The organism is Mesorhizobium sp. A556, from assembly GCF_054489545.1.
Window position 1 is genome coordinate 151,309 of the sequence record NZ_JBTMXA010000005.1, and the last position, 17,668, is coordinate 168,976.

At 63.3% G+C, this 17,668-nt stretch carries 15 protein-coding genes; 5 read left to right on the forward strand and 10 right to left on the reverse strand.

Annotated features, from left to right (window positions below; genetic code table 11):
* The first annotated feature begins 156 nt into the window (after positions 1 to 156).
* On the forward strand, positions 157 to 987 hold the full coding sequence (locus ACX3P0_RS12910) for an alpha/beta hydrolase (protein ID WP_459088996.1): 831 nt from the start codon (positions 157 to 159) through the stop codon (positions 985 to 987).
* 22 nt (positions 988 to 1,009) lie between these two features.
* On the opposite strand, the gene ACX3P0_RS12915 is transcribed toward ACX3P0_RS12910, so the two are convergent.
* The 7 genes from ACX3P0_RS12915 to ACX3P0_RS12945 all read right to left on the reverse strand — a co-directional run bounded on the left by ACX3P0_RS12915 (position 1,010) and on the right by ACX3P0_RS12945 (position 9,447).
* Positions 1,010 to 2,755 (reverse strand): alpha/beta fold hydrolase, encoded by a 1,746-nt coding sequence (locus tag ACX3P0_RS12915; protein ID WP_459088998.1) that lies wholly within the window; start codon positions 2,753 to 2,755, stop codon positions 1,010 to 1,012.
* The gene (locus ACX3P0_RS12920; protein WP_459089000.1) at positions 2,752 to 5,274 is read right to left on the reverse strand and encodes a glycoside hydrolase family 2 protein; all 2,523 of its coding nucleotides are present in this window, start codon (positions 5,272 to 5,274) and stop codon (positions 2,752 to 2,754) included. The genes ACX3P0_RS12915 and ACX3P0_RS12920 overlap by 4 nt, the downstream gene beginning before the upstream one ends.
* Before the next feature lie 39 nt (positions 5,275 to 5,313).
* Entirely contained in the window at positions 5,314 to 6,315 is a 1,002-nt protein-coding gene (locus ACX3P0_RS12925) for a DUF1839 family protein (RefSeq protein ID WP_459089002.1), read from the reverse strand.
* 1 nt (position 6,316) lies between these two features.
* Positions 6,317 to 7,240, reverse strand: coding sequence for an amino acid--[acyl-carrier-protein] ligase (locus ACX3P0_RS12930; protein ID WP_459089004.1), 924 nt, complete (start codon positions 7,238 to 7,240; stop codon positions 6,317 to 6,319).
* A gap of 1 nt (position 7,241) precedes the next feature.
* Positions 7,242 to 8,447 (reverse strand): acyl-CoA dehydrogenase family protein, encoded by a 1,206-nt coding sequence (locus tag ACX3P0_RS12935; protein ID WP_459089006.1) that lies wholly within the window; start codon positions 8,445 to 8,447, stop codon positions 7,242 to 7,244.
* 5 nt (positions 8,448 to 8,452) lie between these two features.
* Positions 8,453 to 8,698, reverse strand: coding sequence for an acyl carrier protein (locus ACX3P0_RS12940; RefSeq protein ID WP_459089008.1), 246 nt, complete (start codon positions 8,696 to 8,698; stop codon positions 8,453 to 8,455).
* Positions 8,699 to 8,991: 293 nt separating this feature from the next.
* Complete coding sequence (locus ACX3P0_RS12945) at positions 8,992 to 9,447, reverse strand: Ros/MucR family transcriptional regulator (protein ID WP_459078243.1); 456 nt, start codon at positions 9,445 to 9,447, stop codon at positions 8,992 to 8,994.
* Between the two features lie 438 nt (positions 9,448 to 9,885).
* Between ACX3P0_RS12945 and ACX3P0_RS12950 the strand changes: the two genes are divergently transcribed.
* From ACX3P0_RS12950 to ACX3P0_RS12965, 4 genes are read left to right on the forward strand one after another with little or no spacing between them, the layout of a single operon-like run.
* Entirely contained in the window at positions 9,886 to 10,995 is a 1,110-nt protein-coding gene (locus tag ACX3P0_RS12950; protein ID WP_459089010.1) for an MraY family glycosyltransferase, read from the forward strand.
* Entirely contained in the window at positions 10,992 to 11,876 is an 885-nt protein-coding gene (locus tag ACX3P0_RS12955; RefSeq protein WP_459089012.1) for a glycosyltransferase family 2 protein, read from the forward strand. The genes ACX3P0_RS12950 and ACX3P0_RS12955 overlap by 4 nt, the downstream gene beginning before the upstream one ends.
* A gap of 58 nt (positions 11,877 to 11,934) precedes the next feature.
* Positions 11,935 to 13,233, forward strand: coding sequence for a hypothetical protein (locus ACX3P0_RS12960; protein WP_459089014.1), 1,299 nt, complete (start codon positions 11,935 to 11,937; stop codon positions 13,231 to 13,233).
* A gap of 16 nt (positions 13,234 to 13,249) precedes the next feature.
* A complete protein-coding gene (locus ACX3P0_RS12965) occupies positions 13,250 to 13,864 on the forward strand; it encodes an LbetaH domain-containing protein (protein WP_459089015.1) in 615 nt (204 codons plus the stop codon).
* Here ACX3P0_RS12965 and ACX3P0_RS12970 read toward each other — a convergent pair.
* From ACX3P0_RS12970 to ACX3P0_RS12980, 3 genes are read right to left on the reverse strand one after another with little or no spacing between them, the layout of a single operon-like run.
* The gene (locus tag ACX3P0_RS12970) at positions 13,826 to 15,019 is read right to left on the reverse strand and encodes a glycosyltransferase (protein WP_459089017.1); all 1,194 of its coding nucleotides are present in this window, start codon (positions 15,017 to 15,019) and stop codon (positions 13,826 to 13,828) included. The two genes, ACX3P0_RS12965 and ACX3P0_RS12970, sit on opposite strands and share 39 nt — an antisense overlap.
* Positions 15,016 to 16,287 carry a glycosyltransferase family 4 protein gene (locus ACX3P0_RS12975; protein ID WP_459089019.1) on the reverse strand — a complete coding sequence of 424 codons (1,272 nt, stop codon included), beginning with the start codon at positions 16,285 to 16,287 and terminating at the stop codon, positions 15,016 to 15,018. Before ACX3P0_RS12975 ends, ACX3P0_RS12970 begins: the two co-directional genes overlap by 4 nt.
* The gene (locus tag ACX3P0_RS12980; protein ID WP_459089021.1) at positions 16,284 to 17,561 is read right to left on the reverse strand and encodes a glycosyltransferase family 4 protein; all 1,278 of its coding nucleotides are present in this window, start codon (positions 17,559 to 17,561) and stop codon (positions 16,284 to 16,286) included. Before ACX3P0_RS12980 ends, ACX3P0_RS12975 begins: the two co-directional genes overlap by 4 nt.
* Between the last annotated feature and the right edge of the window lie 107 nt (positions 17,562 to 17,668).

Below are 17,668 nucleotides of genomic sequence, written 5' to 3' on the forward strand. Positions count from 1 at the left end.
CCTGTCGATGCGCCGCCTTCGCCGATCCTGAAATCATGGCACCAGCCGAAAATTATTTCAAGCCTAAAGCTTTTTGTGGCAGGATGAATATCGCGACTTAGCGGCTGGTGCTGGAACTGCTATGGCCAACTGGCAAGCAATATCGGGAGGGGATCAATGTTTCATCGGGTGGAGAACTGGAGCGACGCCTATACCAACAGCGCGAATATCGCGGGCGGCGAGCGCTGGCCGGCGGCATGGGGCCAGTCCGCTCGGGAATTTCGGGAGGGCGCGAAAGTACCAGGCAAGGCGAGGCTCGACCTTTCCTACGGGGACGGCCAACGCAACCGCTTCGACCTGTTCCTGCCGAACGATGAGCCGCGCGGCCTGGTGGTCTTCGTGCATGGCGGCTACTGGCTGGCGCTGGACAAGGGTTTCTGGTCGCATCTGGCCGCCGGGCCGGTCGCGCAGGGCTATGCAGTGGCCGTTCCCTCCTACACGCTTTGCCCGGCAATCCGCATCGCCGGCATTACCAGCGAGATCGGTGCAGCCATTTCAGCCGCCGCAGCGATGGTTGCCGGTCCGATCATGCTGACCGGGCATTCCGCCGGCGGCCATCTGGTCAGCCGCATGATCTGTGCGAACTCGCCTCTGACCGGCGACATTCGCAGCCGCATCCGTCATGTTATGTCACTCTCCGGCCTTCACGATCTGCGGCCGTTGATGGGTACCGGCATGAATGAAGAATTGCGCATCGACGAGGCCGAAGCGCTGGCCGAGAGCCCGGCTCTGCTGCGGCCGATGGAAAACGCCCGCGTTACCTGTTGGGCGGGCGGCAGCGAGCGGGCGGAATTCCTGCGGCAGAACGCCCTTCTGGCCAATATCTGGACCGGTCTCGGCGCTGCGACCAATGTCGTCGTCGAGCCGGACAGGCACCACTACAATATCATGGACGGTCTGACCGATCCACACCACCCGCTGACGCGGGCCTTGGTGGAATGCCCGTGACGTTACAATTTTTGTCCTACTCTCAGGCGGCTTTCGCGCGGAGGACGCTGGCGGGCGGCGCTGCGATGGGATCGGCATTGTGGCAGAACCGGCCGAGCCGCTCGATCAGCACGCGGCGGGCGTGATGCGGCGTTAGCGTGTGGTCGGCTGCTTCAAGCGTTAACCGGTCAACACCGCGCATCGCCCGAAGGCGCTCGCCGTTCGGGCCGAAATGGCGGTCGATTTCCTCCAGGCTGAGGTCGCCTTGCGAGGTGACGAGCAGGATTTGCACACCGCGATTGGACAGCGCCTGCATCCAGCCTGCAACCGGGGAACCGTGCAGAAGCTTCAAGGGATGCAAGCGGAGCAGCATCGTCTTGGCTACTTCCAGTCCGCGCCGGATGGTGTGCCGCGCCAACCGGAACACCCCGGCGCGCAACCGCGACTTGTTCGTTGCGGCAGAGGTTTCCTTCAAGGTGCTGTGGCTCTGTCCAAACGCAACCTTCGACGTCTCGTAGGTTTTCCATACGGCCAGTTCCAGCGCGTAGGAACTGTTCCAGGAAAAGCAGAGCGGATTGATCATGACGAGCCTCGTCACGCGCTTGTCGGCGCGCGCCGCGTGGAACGCCTGGAAAGCGCCGGAGCATGTGCCGACCAGGCCGATGCGCGAAAAGCCTGCCCTCTCCATCCAGTCGACCGCGCGGATGACGGCAAGCTTCGTGCGCTGGTCGTAGAGGAACACCCGCCCCCCCGGTGGGCCGTCGCTCTGGCCCAATCCCGGCAGGTCGATCCGCAGCGAGGCAATGCCTTTCACTGCTAGCGCGCGGGTCGCCTCGACCGTTCCGCGCGCCCAGCCGACATGCGGGACCCCGCCGGCGTTGAGGAAAATGAGAGGATCGGTAGCTTGGCCGCCGTCAGGACGGCAAAGGACGCCGCGGATCGGCAGGTCGCCAGCGATGACGACCGGCTCTTCGTGGTAGCCGTCGCCGGGCAGGATTTGCGGTTCGAAAGAAGGCGTCGCCACGCTATCGCCGCTTGTCGAACCGGCATTGCCGGCCACCCAGGCTGCACAACGCTCCAGTGTGCGCATCGGGATCTGGTTGGCGGTGGGGTCGCACATCAGCAGATTGTAGCCGTCGAATTCGCCGAACTCGATGGCGTTCTGCGGCATGCCGTCGATTGCCGGCCGCTTGCCGTTGGTGAAGATCATCACCTTGGACGCGGCGGTTCCGGCCAGGTCATTTTGCCAGTTCAGCACCGAGAGATCGTCCAGCGTTTCGTGTGGCAGCCGAAACCCGGCCACCTGAAGGCCGTCGAAAGTGTCGGGCGCGCCGTTTGCGGCAAGCGGGGCGTCGATCATGCGCGAAAGCGCGGTCATCTCGCGCACATAGGCTCTGCCGGAAGAAGGCGGGGCCAGCAACATCAGGCCGGCCACGTCGTCGCGCCGCGCCGCCGCCAGTGGCGCTAGCAGCGCGCCCAGCCGAAAGCCGGCAAGGATGACGTCTTGCACGCCCGTGTCCTGCTTCAGCCTGTCGGTGGCATCGCCGATACTTTTCACCCAGGCTTCGACCAGTCCGGGCTGCATGGCGTCGCCGGTGGAATTGCCGCAGCCGGGATAATCGAACTGCATCACGGGGCAGCCGGCCGCAGCGATCCGGTCGGCGAGCAGTTTCAGGAAGTGGCGGCTGCACAAATCCTCAAAACCATGCGCCCCGGCAATGACGACGCCGCGACTGCCGGGCGCGTCCGTCAGCCAGCCGATCGCGTTCTCGAATACGATCGGTCTCATGAAACCGCCTCGGCGTTTCGGGTTTCCCCGCTTGCCACCGGCTCAGGCGTGGAGGGCCGATAGGCGATGTCGCGGTCGGCATTGATGGCGCTTACGGTGCCTGACGGGCTGCCTGCCATTGGCCCGATGAGGCGGACGATTTTCTCGCTGCCCGGCACGAGATGGAAGCCGTTTTCTTCAGCCCGGAACATTTCGTCGCGAATGTCGACGTGATAGGCCGCGCGCCGGCAATCCAGCGCCATCTGCCATCCGGCCGGCGTGCGCTCCACCCTTGCCGAAAGCCCGACATCGCGCCTTCCGGTCATTGTGCCGGGCAGGGCGTGGAAAGCCTCGGCAATCTTGTCGCCATTGTCGGGCACGAAGCGCGCTACCGTCATTTCATGCCCGGCGGGGCCGAACCGGTAGGCGTAATTCATGTCGAAGAAGGCGCCGAGCACGTCGAAGCCGGACAGCGTCAGCGCTCCATGCGCCGCGACATGGACGGGTTTGCCGCCCTTTGCGACGGTAACGGCTCCATCGCGCAGGCAGGTAAGCGACAAGTTTCCTTCCACCGGCTCGGGACCGTCATTGACGAGATGGACCTCCAGCCCGTTGACGCCCTCGTCGGATAGGATCAGCCGCAGCGGCCGGAAAGCCCGCTTCAACGCATGCCAGACCGATTTCGGCCTGCCCGTGGCGTCGACGACGCCCCAGCCGGCACCGATCTGCAAATCCTTCCAGAACCAGACCAGCGCGCCGGCTGTCGGCGAACCGGGCCGACGCCACTCGTCGATGGTGCGTTCCATTACTTCGGCCGTCACCGCACGCGACAGGTCCAGATAGCGGGCCGGGTCCTCCCGGCGCAGGCGGCGGGCATCGACATCGAACAGCGTTTCCAGATAGTGCTCGCGAATATCCTCGAAATCCCAGGATGCCGAGACATCGCGCGGCACGGCCGCCTTCCAGCGCGGATCGTGCACCGGCGGTACGGGAAGGTGGGCGTCCAGCGTCGCCTGGTCGGGCACATTGGCGAAAGCCAGGCATTCGCTGGCAAAGCGCACGCGAGAGCGGCGCGCGTCCTCCAGCGGCCGGCAATATGCGCCGACTCCGTAATAATGGGTCGGCCCGCCATTGGCGACGAAGGGCAGGCTGCCACCCGACGGCGAAGACGGGACAAGCACGAGGTCGGGCCGCAGGGCCTCCGCCACCGGGCGCACCACCATGTCGAACCACGGCGTCGGATCGACATGCGTGGGCAGGCCGAGCATTGCAGCCTGCTGGGCAATCTCGCTGCCGCCGCACAAAACAGTCAGCGACGGCGAATGCGAAAGCCGCTTGAGAAGACCGGTCACCTCGCGCGCCAGCTTATCGCACCAGGCCGCGTCCTTGGCCGGATAGTCGAAATTGGCAAGCATCAGATCCTGCCAGACCAGGGTGCCTATTTCGTCACAGAGCGCGTGGAAGGCATCCGATTCATAAGTGAAGGTGCCGCCGAGGCGAAGCATGTTGACGCCGGCCTCGCGCGCCAGTTCGAGGTCGTGTTCGATGGCCGCGCGGCTTTCCGGCAGGCGCGCCGGGTCCGAGGGCGTCCATACCGCGCCGCGGCAAAAGATAGGCACGCCGTTGACGACTAGGCGGAAGTCTCGGCCCTCGACGCCACGGTCGAGTTCGATGTTGCGGAAGCCGACGCGGCCGATAGTGCTGCGCACCGTGCCGAAGGTGGCTGTCACCGCATGCAGCGCCGGCTCGCCGTAGCCGGCAGGCCACCAGGGCGCTACATCGGGAATATGAAGTGTGGCCGTGAGGCGGGTAGGGCTCTCCCTATCCAGCGCTGCCGTTACGCCCGCGCAGGTGACGGTCGCCTGTTCTCCGGCATCGAGCGGTTCGGACAAGGTGATTGCGACCGACAGCTTGCCCGTCTCCCCGTCCAGTTCAGCTTGAAGCGCGGTGTCGACAATATGCGGAACAGTATGGTCGCGGACGAGCTTGATCGGCCGCCACGGTCCGATGGCGTCGAATTGCGGGCACCAACTCGGCAGGTGGCCGATCAGCGTCGTGCGCACCAGCCGTAGGCGCTGGTCGCCGACCATGCGCGGCCGCCAGCGGGCACGCGGTCCCGTCACGCCTTCCAGATGGCGGTCGAGGCTGCGGAAAGCGATGGAAAGCTGCTCGCCGCCGGCGAGGTCGACCGGCACTTCATGCGCCTCGAACATCGATGTCGATGTGAACAGAAGGCGGTCGTCCAGCCAGACTTCGGCAATCGTCGCCAGACCCTCGAATAGCAGACGCGCCGGGCCGCGCGCGTCGAGCCTGCAACGATACCAGATATCGCGATCATGCAGCGGGGCAGGCGCTTTGCGATCCCATCGCCCGTGCCTTTCGAGCGTGCCAGCCACGGTTCCGGGACAATCGGCCTCCAGCCATTCGGCATCGCGGTCGGTGGCGGTGGGCGAGCGCCACGCGCCGGCGTCAGAGACGGCCAAGAACCATCCCTGTTCCAGCCGTTCGGCAGCGTCGCCCATCGACACCGAAGCGTCCATCCCAAGCTCCCCAGATGCGACCCACATGGCCGCGCGATGCTAAGCCGCCTTCAAAATGCCCATGTCCGACAGTTGTTCGTCCAGCGAAACCATCGCCGTGTCGTAGGCCCTTGCCATCGGCTCGATCAGGTCGGCAAGGCCATCGAAGCGCTGGCGGGCCATGGCGCGGGCAAGCTTGAACTGCATCGCCTTGGCGACATCGGCTATCCGCTCCGCGGCCTCGACAGGCTCGGCGAAATCGATCTCGGCGTGGCGTCCCAACCATGCGAGGTGGCTTGCCAGTAATTCGAAGTTCGCGCCCACCTGCCGCAGCGTGTTGAAGGCATAGGTGTGGAAGTATTCGGGCGCGCGGCCCGCCAGGGCCTTGGCGTGGTCTTCGAATTCCGAACCATAGACCGCAAGCGGGTTGCGTTTCGGACGCCGCGACAAATGATGGCCAAGCAGGGAAAGGGCTGCGGAAACCGTATCCTGTGCGGGGCGCGGCGCATCGAATTTCACGAACTCGGCATAGGGAAACAGTGGCAGGCCGTGCGCATCGGCCTCGTTTCTTGCGGCAAATATGGCGTCATAGTCTTCGCCCTCAAGGGCGAAGAAGCCATCATTGTGAAAATAGTTCATCCGCCTTGCCTGCGGATCGAGGCCATTGATGCCGATGGAGGTCTTGGAGTGACCGATCCGGTAGGTGATGCCGCGCGTATCGGGCAGGTAAAAGGCATCGACCTCGATCAGCGGCAGGCGGCCGCGCTCGATCTGTACAAGCAGATGATCTTCCAGCCGGTCGAACAGCGCCAGTTCCTGAATGTCCAGCCCTGCCAGCCGCTGCAGGTCGGCGGTCGGAAACTTGAAGAAGGTGAACTGGTCGCCTTCATAATCCTGCGCCACCGTGAAGCCGAGGGCCGCGACCGGGTCATGTCCCGTTGCGGCCATCACCTCGATCAGCAGATCGACATAGCAGTTGGTCTGCGGCCAGCGCCGTTCCGGATCGTGCAGGGCATGCGGCCTGTAGGCGATCGGATCGAGATTGGCGATGGCCTGCCGCATGTCAGGCACCCCACAGCACGGCGCGAACGGAAGCCGGCCACGCCTCGATGTCGGGGCCATGATGGCGAAACAGCGCAAGGGCCACGCGCTCCAGGCCGAAGCCGACACAGGCCGAATGGCAAACGCTGCCGTCGGCGAATTTCAGGCCCCAGGTCTGGCCGAAATGGTCCTGATGGTAGTTGAAGCTCAGGCAGGCGGTCGGGTTTTCGAGGCTCGACACGGGGATGAGCAGTTCGAATTTCAGGCCCTGGTCGCGCTGGCTGTTGGCCATCATCTTGCCGCCACGGCCGAAGAACGGATCGTTGGCCACATCCACGTCGCAGGGCAGGCCGAGTTGCTCGATCATCGCCTTGCCGCGCGTCAGCCAGCTTTCGCGGAAGGCGTGGACCTGCTCGGCCGTGCCGATCTTGACGAATTCGCGCATGCGGAAAAGCTGCATCCGTGCCGGGTCCTGCGACGGCTCATGGCTGAAGCAGTAGGACGACAGTTCGAACAATACCCCCTCGGCCGCCACCGGGCCGCGCGCGGCGACGGTCGGATAGAGCGGATAGCAGGCAGCCGGCGTCAGGGCGACTTCGGTGGCCTTTTGCATCTCCGTCCAGTCCTGGCCGTCTTCCATCATGCCCAGCAGCGAGGCATGCTCGCGCTCATTGCCCATGAAGGAGTGCACGCAGCCGGCAAGCTGCGGAAAGCTCTTCATATAGCCGCTCTTTTCCAGCGTGCTGCGGCTCATGCCAGGGGGGAAATGGATGCGCGTCGCCTTGTCCGGCGCGCCAAGGCGCGTGACCAGCCGCTCAAAGCGCTCGATCACTTCCTCGAAGGCGCCCGAGCGGCCGTAAAGGCCATCGACGCCGCTTTCGAACAGGATGCCGTTCTCGAACAGATTGTCGAGCAGGGTCTTTGCATCGAAGGTCTTGGCGTCCATGTCAGTGCCCCAGCGTCGTATCGAAGCGGCTCATCAGCATGAGCGTCGCCGTGTTGGAAAGAATGCGGTCGTTCGAGATCATGACCGGCGCGGAGGTGACGTCGCGCAGATGGAGGCCGACGCTGAACGGCGTGCCGTTCTTGTAGCCGAGGATGCCGTTGATCAGCATGGCAAGGCGCACGACCTCGCCGGCCTTCTCGCTGGAGGCCACCTTCAAGGCGTTGATCTCGGCTGCAAAGCCAATCGAGGACAGTGCGTCGTCATTGCCGCGCGCGGCGTCGAAACAGTGGATCGCGGCTGTCAGATGTCCTTTCATCTCCTGCAGCTTGGCGGCCGCCTCGGCCAGACGCAGCGCGCCGGGCGGCATGGTGTCGGGCTGCTTGCGCGCCGCCGCCTTGACGAAGGCCTGCGCCCGGTTGAAGGCGTCGGCGGCAATGCCGAACCAGGTCGCCGCCCAATAGATGTGCGAGCTTGCCAGCATCGACTGCGCGGCGATCTCGGAAAACGGTTTCGGGAATATCTGCTTCGCATCGCCGGACGCTTCGAGGTGAAAGCCGTCCGAGCAGGTGCCGCGCATGCCAAGCGTATCCCACACCGAGGTGCGCTCCAGCGAGCGGTTGGCGTCGTTGGGGATGACGACCATGATCTGGTCGGAGCCGGCGGCATCCGGCGCGCGACGCGCTGTCGCCAAAATGGCGTCGGCGTAATTACCGTAGGAAATGACGGTGGCTTCCTTGGTCAACGCGAAGCGTCCGTCGGCGACCTCGATGGCGCAGATCGAATTACGCAGATTGCCGCCGATGCCGGCTTCCGTCGTCGCCGAGGCCATCAGCAACTGCTCGGTGGCGATGCGGCGCATATAGGCGCGGTGCCAATCGCTGGTGATGCCGTGCATGACGAAACTCGACGTCTTGATCTGATGCATGGCGTAGATCATGGCGCTTGAGCCGCAAGCCTGGCCAAGCTGGACGATCAGGTCGGCGATCAGGAGCGTTCCGGCGCCTTCGCCGCCATGATCGGCGGGAATGGCGATGCCGAGCAGGCGTTCCTGTTTCAGCGCGTCGATCGTCTCCTGGGGAAATCTGCCTTCATGGTCGACGGCATCGGCGTTCCGGGCAGCCACGAGCGCTACGCGATGCATGCGCTCAGCAGCCGAATCGCTCACCGCGGCTGATGCCGCGGTGACGACTTTTTGAAGGACATTCATGGTCGTTACGCCGCTTTGCGCGTCAACTGGGCGATGGCCTCTGCAACATTGGCCAGCGACGAAAACGTGCGGCGCGTCAGCATCGTCTCGGGGAATTCAATGTCGAACTCCTCTTCAAGCGCCAGCATCAGCTGGACGGAAGCAAAGGAAGTCAGCCCCGCATCGTAGAGATTGGCATCGTCGGAGAGGGCCGCGATGTTCAGCGGAATCGACGGATGACCGGACAATAGCGTGCGAACCTGGTCTATCATGGAAGTGCCCATTTCTGTTGTCAGTGATTGCTGGCGGCAATCTGACCTCATAAGGCAACCATGACGTTAACGCGCCGGGCTACGTTCAAGCAATATTAAGGAATGGTAACAAAGGCCCCGTCAAATTTAGATATGCTTGCGTGCATGCACGGGAGGCGCGCCGGAGAAGCACCCGGCTCCGGTTTCGCGACAAGGGCGCACGCCAACGCAAGCTGCCGCGACCATCCGTTCGAATGTTCGCGGCAGGCCTACATTTTTCCTGCCGCCTTTTATCAGGCGGAAGGTCGGCGTTCTCAGGCGGCCTTTGGCTTGCGACCGCGCTTTGCCGGTGCAACCGGTTCCGGCTGGGCCGGCTTGCGGCCGAGGCCCATCTTCTTGGCCAGCGCGGAGCGCGAGGCGGCGTAATTGGGCGCCACCATGGGATAGTCGTGCGGCAATCCCCACTTCACCCGGTATTCATCGGGCGTAAGCCCGAACTGAGTCAGGTGACGCTTCAGGGATTTGAATTTCTTTCCGTCTTCCAGGCATATGATGTAGTCCGGAAAGACAGACTTCTTCGGATTAACTGCCGGTACAGGCGCTACCGTTTCGACTTCCGTGACCCGTCCAAGTCCCGAGAGGGCTGCGCTGACATTGGCTATCAACGCGGACAGTTCGGAAGTGGGAAGCGGATTATTCGAAACGTAGGCAGAAACGATATCCGCCGTCAGTTCCAAATGTGCTTCATTCTCGGCTATGGTATCGCTCATCATTGACTTTTCTTTCGATACTGGCCCCACCGTCGCTCCGTTTAGTGCTTGTTTTGCCAAAGCTCAACCCACGCAATGCGTTTTGGCCACTTGTTTCTCCGTTGATTGCGGGTTTCACCTTCCCATAATCGGAGTGTGGCAAAGATAACACTTTCTATACCCGAGATCGAGGTGGAAACTTCATCTTGTTTTGCATCGACAATGTACGCAGTATCCCCTTAAACGAACGGCGCGTCACGCTTGCCTAATGACTTCGATCCAGTTCGTCACGCTTAGCCCTCCCTGACCGTATGGCGATAGCAGGCTACGCCCGACGGAGAATGCTTACCCCTGAATTCCCAAGTCGAAACGCCCCATCGGCAGTCGTAGCATCGGCCGAACCCGATCCTCGTCAGCGCGGCAGAACCCTGTCGGGAAATGGATCGATAGGGTGTCGACATGTCGTTTATGCTTGCCCAACTCCTGTGTACTTTCGCGTTGACGGTGTTGCTCGTCGCATGGCTTCGACAGGCGGCGGTGCCGCTCGGCCTGCTGGATGCGCCCGATGCCAGAAAGCAGCATGACGGCAAGGTCCCGCTTTGCGGGGGGATCGCGATGTTCCTGACATGGGGGGGCGTGGGATACGGCTGGTCAACGAATTTCCCCATCCCGGCAGGACTGTTGCTGGGGCTTGGCTTGCTCGTCCTGGTCGGGATAGCGGACGATAAATGGCGGTTGCCGCCTTGGCCGCGACTGGCCATGGAGACGCTTGCCGCTGTCGTACTGATCGCCACCGCCGACATTTCGGCCATCAATTTTGGGCTCGGCCGGGTCTTCGAGCCGACAGGGCTGGGCTATGCGGCCATGCTGGCGGTGCTGGTTGTTTTCGCGGTCGGTACGATGAACGCCATGAACATGATGGACGGCATCGATGGCCTCGCCGGGGCCAGCGCTTCGGGCGCGCTGTTCTGGCTGGCGCTGATGGCTTCCTATGCCGGACGACCCGACCTCGCGCTGCACATTCTTCTCCTGCTCGCGGCGACCATCGGGTTTCTGGTGTTCAACATGCGCAATCGCTGGCGCGCCAAGGCCGCCGTGTTTCTTGGCGAGGCAGGCAGCATTACGTTGGGAGGGGCGCTTGCCTATTTCGTCATTACCCTCGCAGGCGGTCCCGGCGGCCTGCCGCTCCCGGCCTTGTTGTGGGTTCTGGTCGTGCCGAGTATCGACATGGCCAGCCTCGTCGTGAGGCGAATTCACGCGCACAGAAGCCCTCTTTCACCCGACCGGTGGCATATGCACCATCTGCTTTTGCAGATGGGTTTTTCTCCGGCCGCCGCCGCAGGGTTGATCGCCGCCGCGTCCGGCCTGTGCGGAGCCATCGCCTATCTGGGCATCGTTCTCGACATTCCCGGACCGCTGATGGTCGCTGGTCTGGCCGTTCCCGTGCTCGTGCACACGGCCGTGGTCTGGTCCGCCACCCGCGACGCGCAGGTCAAGGCGGAAGCCCGCAACTGGATAGTCAACAGGCTTGCCTCCGCGACGGGCCGGCCCTCCGGAGGTTCAGCATGAACTTGCAAGTCTCACCCGCATCGCTCGCCCAGCCGTCGACGGCCACCGGCTGCCCTTCCGTCCTGATCCTTACGCTGAACGAGGAACGCAACCTTCCAGCCTGCCTGGAGGCCGTGGCGTGGAGCGACGACATCGTCGTGTTGGACTCCTTCAGCAGCGACCGAACAGTCGAGATAGCCAGAGCGGCTGGGGCTCGCGTGTTCCAACGCGAGCACGATAGCGAACTCGGCCAAAGGAATTACGGCCTGACCGAAATCCCGTTCAAGAATGCCTGGGTCTACATGCCGGATGCCGACGAGGTCACGACGCCCGAACTGCGCGACGAGATCCTGTCGGTGACGAGCGACCCGACGCGACAGGAATCGGCGTTTTTCGTGCGGTTCAAGGTCATGTTCATGGGCAGGTGGATCAAGCACAGTTCGCTCTACCCGACCTGGGTCGTGCGCCTCGTGCGGCCGACCGAGGTGCATTTCGACCGGGCCGTCCACCTGGGCTGCCACGGTGACGGGGGCGAGGGAAAATTGAAGGCGCACTTCCTTCATTTCAGCTTCAACAACGGCATGAATGCCTGGTTCGCAAAGCATAACCGCTACTCCGATCACGAGGCGCGCGAGACGCTGAAGCACCGGCGCAAATTCAGGCCCGATCCAATTGGTGTGTTCAGCCGTGATGCGCGCGTGCGCCGGCGGGCCATGAAGCAGCTTTCCTACTGGATGCCGTTTCGGCCGACCTTGCGGTTCCTTTACATGTACGTGCTGAGGCTGGGCGTTCTCGACGGAAAGGCCGGTTATACCTATTGCCGGCTCATCGCTGCCTATGAGCAGATGATCGTCGTCAAGATCGCGGAATTGCAGCGGCGGGAAAAAGGCCTCCCGATATGAATGCAGCCCTGCCGCCGCTCGCGGGTGGCGCCCGCTCGTTTGCCGGCGGGGCCACGCCTTGACCTGGGCCGTCACAGCAATCCTGTTTCTCGTCGTCCTGTGGTTCCTGGGCGAAGGCTTTGTCGATTCAAGAAAATTCTACGAGTTTCCCTTCCTCGCAGGGGTCATGACCTTCAGTTTCATCATTCCGCAATTGCCCGGAATCCTGATAAGTCCGCTCATCGCCGAAGGCGACTACATCCGCACCATCGTCATTGCGGTTTCTTGCCTGGTGATGCTGCGGCTTGGCTGGGCGGGGCCGGCCAAACCGCTGCGAATCTTTCGTCAGAAATTCGACGAGCACCGCCTGCTGATAGTCGCAATGGTGTTTTCGCTGGTCGGGGCGACCTTCTACTACAGGCTCAGCCATCTGCCGGGCGAAGTATCGATCGGCGTGCAGATGAGCGGCATGCCCGTCGTCTATCTGTTTTTCGCCCGCCTGCTGACCTATGGCCTGGCGATCGCCTTGCTGTGCTTTGCGCGCCGGCCGAGCAAGTTTGCAGCATTTCTGATCCTCATCGATCTCGCTTTCTACCTCGAGCGTATCGTCATAACCGGAAAACGCGCGGAAGCCGTCGAACTGGTCATGATGATCGTGCTTGCGTTCTGGTTTCAGCGGCGCTGGGTCGTGCCGCGCTGGGCGATCGTCGCTGGCTTGGCGGCGGGCCTGATCACCACGACGAGCATGTCGGACTATCGCCAGATCACGCGCGCCAATGACGGGCCGGTTCTCGATCAGATATCCGAGATCGATATCACCAAGAATCTGGAGACGCTGATCGAGCAGGGCGGGGAAGAGATGTCCAATGCAATCGAGCGAATCGGCACCGTAAGCCACCATATGCAACTCGATTACGGCAAGATTCACTGGAATCGCCTGGTTTTCAATTTCGTTCCGGCTCAACTTGTCGGCAGTTCGATCAAGAATTCCTTGATGTTCGCGCTACCGCCGCCGGCACGCGACTATACGCCTCTGACAGGCACGACCGAAACCGGGATGGCCGACGCTTTTCAGTCGTTCTGGTATTTCGGGGCGCTCAAGTTCTTCCTGCTCGCCTATGTCATCTTCCGGATATGGACGTCGGCGATGGCGGGATGGACGTCCGCGCAACTCGCCTACATGCTCAGTATCGTGCCGGCGATGCATTCGATCTCTCACCTGACCGACTGGGTGATCCAGGTCTGGGTGCATATGGGTCTGTTTCTGGTGCCCGCCCTGCTGTTCGCCCTGGTGATCGACCATCCCTCGGGGTCTCGTCCGTTACCTTCCGGTTCGAAATTGCCTGCCCCCCGTCCCGACATGCCTTTGGCTGCCTGAACAAGAGCGTCGTAAAATGACATCGCGATTTACCGGTTTCTCCAGGGCGCTTGAAAACGCCAATCCGCCAAAGCTGGGCGGGCAGACATTCGGGCTCCGGCACCGTGCGCTCCGTCTGTGCTGGATGATTTGCTGGACGCTATTCGCGCGCTGGACCCCGCCGCAGATGAACGGGCTGCGCCGCGCGCTCCTTCAACTTTTCGGAGCCCAGATTCATCCCACCGCCCGGATAAGATCGAGCGCGCGGATATGGTGGCCGGGCAATCTCGTCGTGGGCGCGCATGCCTCGCTCGGCCCCGGCGTCATCTGCTACAACATCGCCCGGATCGTCGTGCGTGACTTCGCCGATGTCTCGCAGCGGGCGCATCTTTGCACGGGAACGCACAATATCGACGACCCCGATTTCAGGCTGATCGCCAAGCCCATCATGATCGGGCAGCAGGCATGGATCGCGGCCGAGGCGTTTGTCGGCCCCGGCGTGACCGTGGGGTGCGGCGCGGTTCTTGGCGCGCGTGGCGTTGCCTTCAGGGATCTGGACGACTGGACGGTTTATGCGGGCAACCCGGCAAAGCCGATCCGAAAACGCCGGTTCTCAGAAAGACCGGACCTTCGCCTCAAGGGCGAGCGTTGAGTAAAGGGCGCCGAACCGTTCCGCGATCGCGGTCCAGTCGAACCGATCGGCCGTCAGGTGCCGCGCCCGGGCCCCCATCGCCAGGCGCTCGGCTTCATCCATGTCGAAAAGGCGGCGCAGGCCGGCTCGGATGGATGCCTCATCCGTCTCCATTCTTAGCGCACAGCGCACTGTGAAGGCTTCCGGAAGATTGCATTGCGGCGTCAAAAGCGCCGGCAGGCCTGCCGCGAACGCTTCGAGCGCGGCCATCGGCAGGCCCTCGCTCAGCGACGGCAGGACGAAAGCGTCGGCCGAGGCGTAAGCAAGGTCGCGATCCTTGCCGAAGACCGGCCCCGCCATATGGACATGCTTGCCGGCCCGGTTTTCTTCGATGATTTCGGTAAGCGCTTGCCGGTAGGAAGCGTCCACCGGACCGGCCAGCACGAGATGCCAGGGCGACCCCGGCTCGCGTTCGGCGATCCATGCCCGGATCAGTTCAGCCACCTGCTTCTTTGGCGTGACCCGGCCGAGAAAAAGCAGGATTTTCGCCTCGGAACCGAGTTCGCGACGCCATTGGGCTTGCCCAATGACGGGGCGCTGCTGGTCCACGCCATTCGGCAACACGACGACAGGCATATCGATGCCGGCACTCGCTATGGCTTCGCGTTCACTGTCACAAAGTGCGTGCAGGGCGGCCGCGTTTTTCAGATGGCCGTCCTCGAAGAGCATCCTTCCCAGGCGCTTCTTCCAGGCGCGGTTGTTCAGCGCCCAGGGATCGAGCATGCCGTGCGGGCTGACCACGTAGGGCCGTCCGGTGCGGCGTGCCCAAAAGCGGGCTGCGATGGATGGATACATCCACAAGCCGTGGACATGAAGCACGTCGATCCGGTGCCGAAGCAGGAGCCGATCGAGGTCCGGCGCGAATCCGAAGGATGCCGGGCCAATCGCGCGGGCGAGATGTACCGGAATATCGCCGAAGTCGCGATTGTCGCCGCCCGGTGCACCAAGGCTGAAGATCTCGACCGACACGCCGGGTTGCCGCCGCAGTGCCAGCGAAAGGGAGCGCACTGCTTCGCTGACGCCGCCACTCGAAGTCGAAATCGATCCGACCAACATGCCGACCCTGACATCCATGCCGGGGCGGATCGGCAAGGTCGAAAGGTTGTGCACGTTCATTGGGCGGCCACCGCGCCGTTCGACCGGGCTGCCTGCCTGTGACGATCGCGCACTGGCGTGAGCGCGGCCCTCAGACGCTTGCCGTAAGCGGCGAGGTCGTAGCCGGCGGCGGTTTCGCATGCCTGCCGCGACATGGCTTCCAGCAAGGCGCGATCGTCATTCAAAACGCTTAGGCTACTGCATATGGCCTCGACGTTGCCCGGTTCGACGATGAACCCGTCCACTCCATCACGAACGACGCTGCCGGCGTTTGGCGTGGTGACAACCGGCACCCCGGCCGCCAGTGCCTCGTAAACAACCGTCGCCGAACCTTCGCAGACCGAGGGCAGCAGGAACACGTCGGCCCAGGCATAGTGATCCATTATTTCGGTACGGGGAACCGCACCGCGCAGATCGAGGGCTGCCCGCAATTCGTCCTGTCGCGGCTGGGCGACGAAGCAGGGGCCCACCATGCGGAAATCCGCTTCTTTTCCTATCCTGCGCGCCGCTTCGAGCACGTAGGGCGCGCCTTTGCGCAAGCCGACCGCCCCGACGGTCAGCACACGCAACGGCCGCTCCGGGTGCGGGAGGCGCGGCGGGAGCCGGAAGCCGGCGTCTATGCCGTAGGGCACGACCACGCATTTCTCGGTCGGCCCGCCGGCTTCACCGATGCCGTCGCGGACAAATTCGGATGGACAGATGATGATGTCGGCCGCTTTCCACTCGGCGATTTCGCGCGCTGCATAGGCGCCGGTAAGCAGATCGTCTTCGATGGCCGGCTCCCAGTCCGGAAAGCGGTCGGCCTCGGCTGCAACCAGCCGGTCGACGCTTGCGCGCGGGGCGATGATCTGTTCGACCGCGGTCCACAGGCCCCGTGCCCGCGCCGCTTCCAATTGCTCCAGGCATTCGCCGCTGATGCCGTAGAAGCCGCTGGCCGCGCCGAAGCCGTTGCGGACCACGCCTGCCGAAAAATCGTGCGCCGCACGGATCGCCACCGCCGTTTCGGTGGCGCGCCTCGCATCGAACATGACGCTCAACACGGACGTTAAGCCTATGGCCTCGAAACACCGGATACGCTCGCGCGGTATTCCCTTCGGGACGCGCCCGGCCAGGCGGCGCAGGCTTTTCGGCAGGAAGCGGCTGGGCAAGCCGGCCAGCGCGCGCGGCCAACCCCGCGTCGCGCATATGTCGGTATAGAGCCGCTCAAGCTCGTTCGCCTCGTTGAATATCCGGGCCACGGCATAGTGCATGCGCGCGCCGCGTTGGCTGACAACGACGCTGTCGTTCATCGCCCAGCTCCCCCGGAAACGGCAGCGATAGCCCGGATTGGGCGCGGTTCAGTGCCCAGCAACGGTGAGATTGCCCGCAACCATTCCGTCACGCCCCGGTCGCGCGCATAGTCGCTCTCGAAAAGGCGGTGGGCACGCTCCCCCATGGCCGCGACCAGGGATGGCGACGCTTTGAGGTCGATGATCCGCCTGGCTAGCAGATCGGCCTGGCCGGGTTCTACCGTATCGCCGCATGCGCGATCGCGCAATATGGAGGCAATCTCGCCATCGGAAGCTCCGATGAACAGCGTTGGTCGGGCCGCCGCCAGAATGCCGTAGAATTTGCTCGGGATGATGCAATGCTCCAGCCTTGGCCGGAGCGAAACGATATGGATGTCGGCCGCTCCCATGCTCTCAGTCAGCCGTTCGCTCGGCTGGAACGGCTTGAACAGGACGTTGCGCAAATCGCGCCTTGCCACTTCGGCCTTTACGAAGGGGAGTTGCTGGCCATCGCCGATGAGCAGGAAACGAATGCCTTGTTCCTCCCGCAGCATTTCGGCGGCGTCGAGCAGCGTTGTGAATTCATGAGCCCTGCCGAAATTGCCTGAATACCCAACGACGAAGGCATCCCCCAGCCCCCATTGCCGCCGCAAATCATTGCGGTTGCGGGTCACGGGATGAATTTCGTCGCCGTTCGACCAGTGATGGGTAATTGCAATCGCCGGCCCTCGCTTGCCCTCCGGCTGGCCGGCCTCGATATGGCGCGCCATTGTCGCGGTCGGGCAAAGCAGCAGCGCGGAGCGCTTGTGCGCCCAATCCCGGAGAGCGAGAAAAAGCCTGCCCGGCAGTTTGCGCGGATCGATCATGCCGAGTTCCATCGCCGTTTCCGGGAACAGATCCATGATCCAGTCCACTTTCTTCGCTCCAGTGAGCCCGAGGGCGGCAGCGGCCGTGACGGTGAGCAGGGGAGGGTCCGTGCAGACGACGCAAAGGTCGTCGCGGCCAGCGTGGCGAAGCCACCATGCGGCGGCTGAAAGATGAAAGGCGGCATAGTCCATGGCGCGCCCGGCAATGCCGTGCTTGCCGAAGCCTGGGCTCCAGAGCCGATGGACGGCGACGCCATTTATGGTCTCGCGGGCCGGCAGGACGGCATCGCGATTATCGTGACAGGAGCGCGAGGCGATTACGGCGACGTCGCAACCACGTTCGGCCAGCGCGAAGGCAAGGCTGGAAATCATCCGGCTGGTTGCCGACTGGTCCGGATAGAAATAGCGGTTTGCAAAGATTATTCGCATGGGCTGGCAGATGTCTCCCGGCGACTGGCAGAATGGCTGTATGTGTGTCGCGTTCCTCAAAACTTGACGTGGAACTCTGGCAGCGCGCCGGCTTGGGCATCAAGGGC

Coding starts and splice junctions, on each gene's coding strand:
- ACX3P0_RS12910 (WP_459088996.1), top strand. CDS start 157: ATGTTTCATCGGGTGGAGAACTGGAGCGACGCCTATACCAACAGCGCG.
- ACX3P0_RS12915 (WP_459088998.1), bottom strand. CDS start 2,755: ATGAGACCGATCGTATTCGAGAACGCGATCGGCTGGCTGACGGACGCG.
- ACX3P0_RS12920 (WP_459089000.1), bottom strand. CDS start 5,274: ATGGACGCTTCGGTGTCGATGGGCGACGCTGCCGAACGGCTGGAACAG.
- ACX3P0_RS12925 (WP_459089002.1), bottom strand. CDS start 6,315: ATGCGGCAGGCCATCGCCAATCTCGATCCGATCGCCTACAGGCCGCAT.
- ACX3P0_RS12930 (WP_459089004.1), bottom strand. CDS start 7,240: ATGGACGCCAAGACCTTCGATGCAAAGACCCTGCTCGACAATCTGTTC.
- ACX3P0_RS12935 (WP_459089006.1), bottom strand. CDS start 8,447: ATGAATGTCCTTCAAAAAGTCGTCACCGCGGCATCAGCCGCGGTGAGC.
- ACX3P0_RS12940 (WP_459089008.1), bottom strand. CDS start 8,698: ATGATAGACCAGGTTCGCACGCTATTGTCCGGTCATCCGTCGATTCCG.
- ACX3P0_RS12945 (WP_459078243.1), bottom strand. CDS start 9,447: ATGAGCGATACCATAGCCGAGAATGAAGCACATTTGGAACTGACGGCG.
- ACX3P0_RS12950 (WP_459089010.1), top strand. CDS start 9,886: ATGTCGTTTATGCTTGCCCAACTCCTGTGTACTTTCGCGTTGACGGTG.
- ACX3P0_RS12955 (WP_459089012.1), top strand. CDS start 10,992: ATGAACTTGCAAGTCTCACCCGCATCGCTCGCCCAGCCGTCGACGGCC.
- ACX3P0_RS12965 (WP_459089015.1), top strand. CDS start 13,250: ATGACATCGCGATTTACCGGTTTCTCCAGGGCGCTTGAAAACGCCAAT.
- ACX3P0_RS12970 (WP_459089017.1), bottom strand. CDS start 15,019: ATGAACGTGCACAACCTTTCGACCTTGCCGATCCGCCCCGGCATGGAT.
- ACX3P0_RS12975 (WP_459089019.1), bottom strand. CDS start 16,287: ATGAACGACAGCGTCGTTGTCAGCCAACGCGGCGCGCGCATGCACTAT.
- ACX3P0_RS12980 (WP_459089021.1), bottom strand. CDS start 17,561: ATGCGAATAATCTTTGCAAACCGCTATTTCTATCCGGACCAGTCGGCA.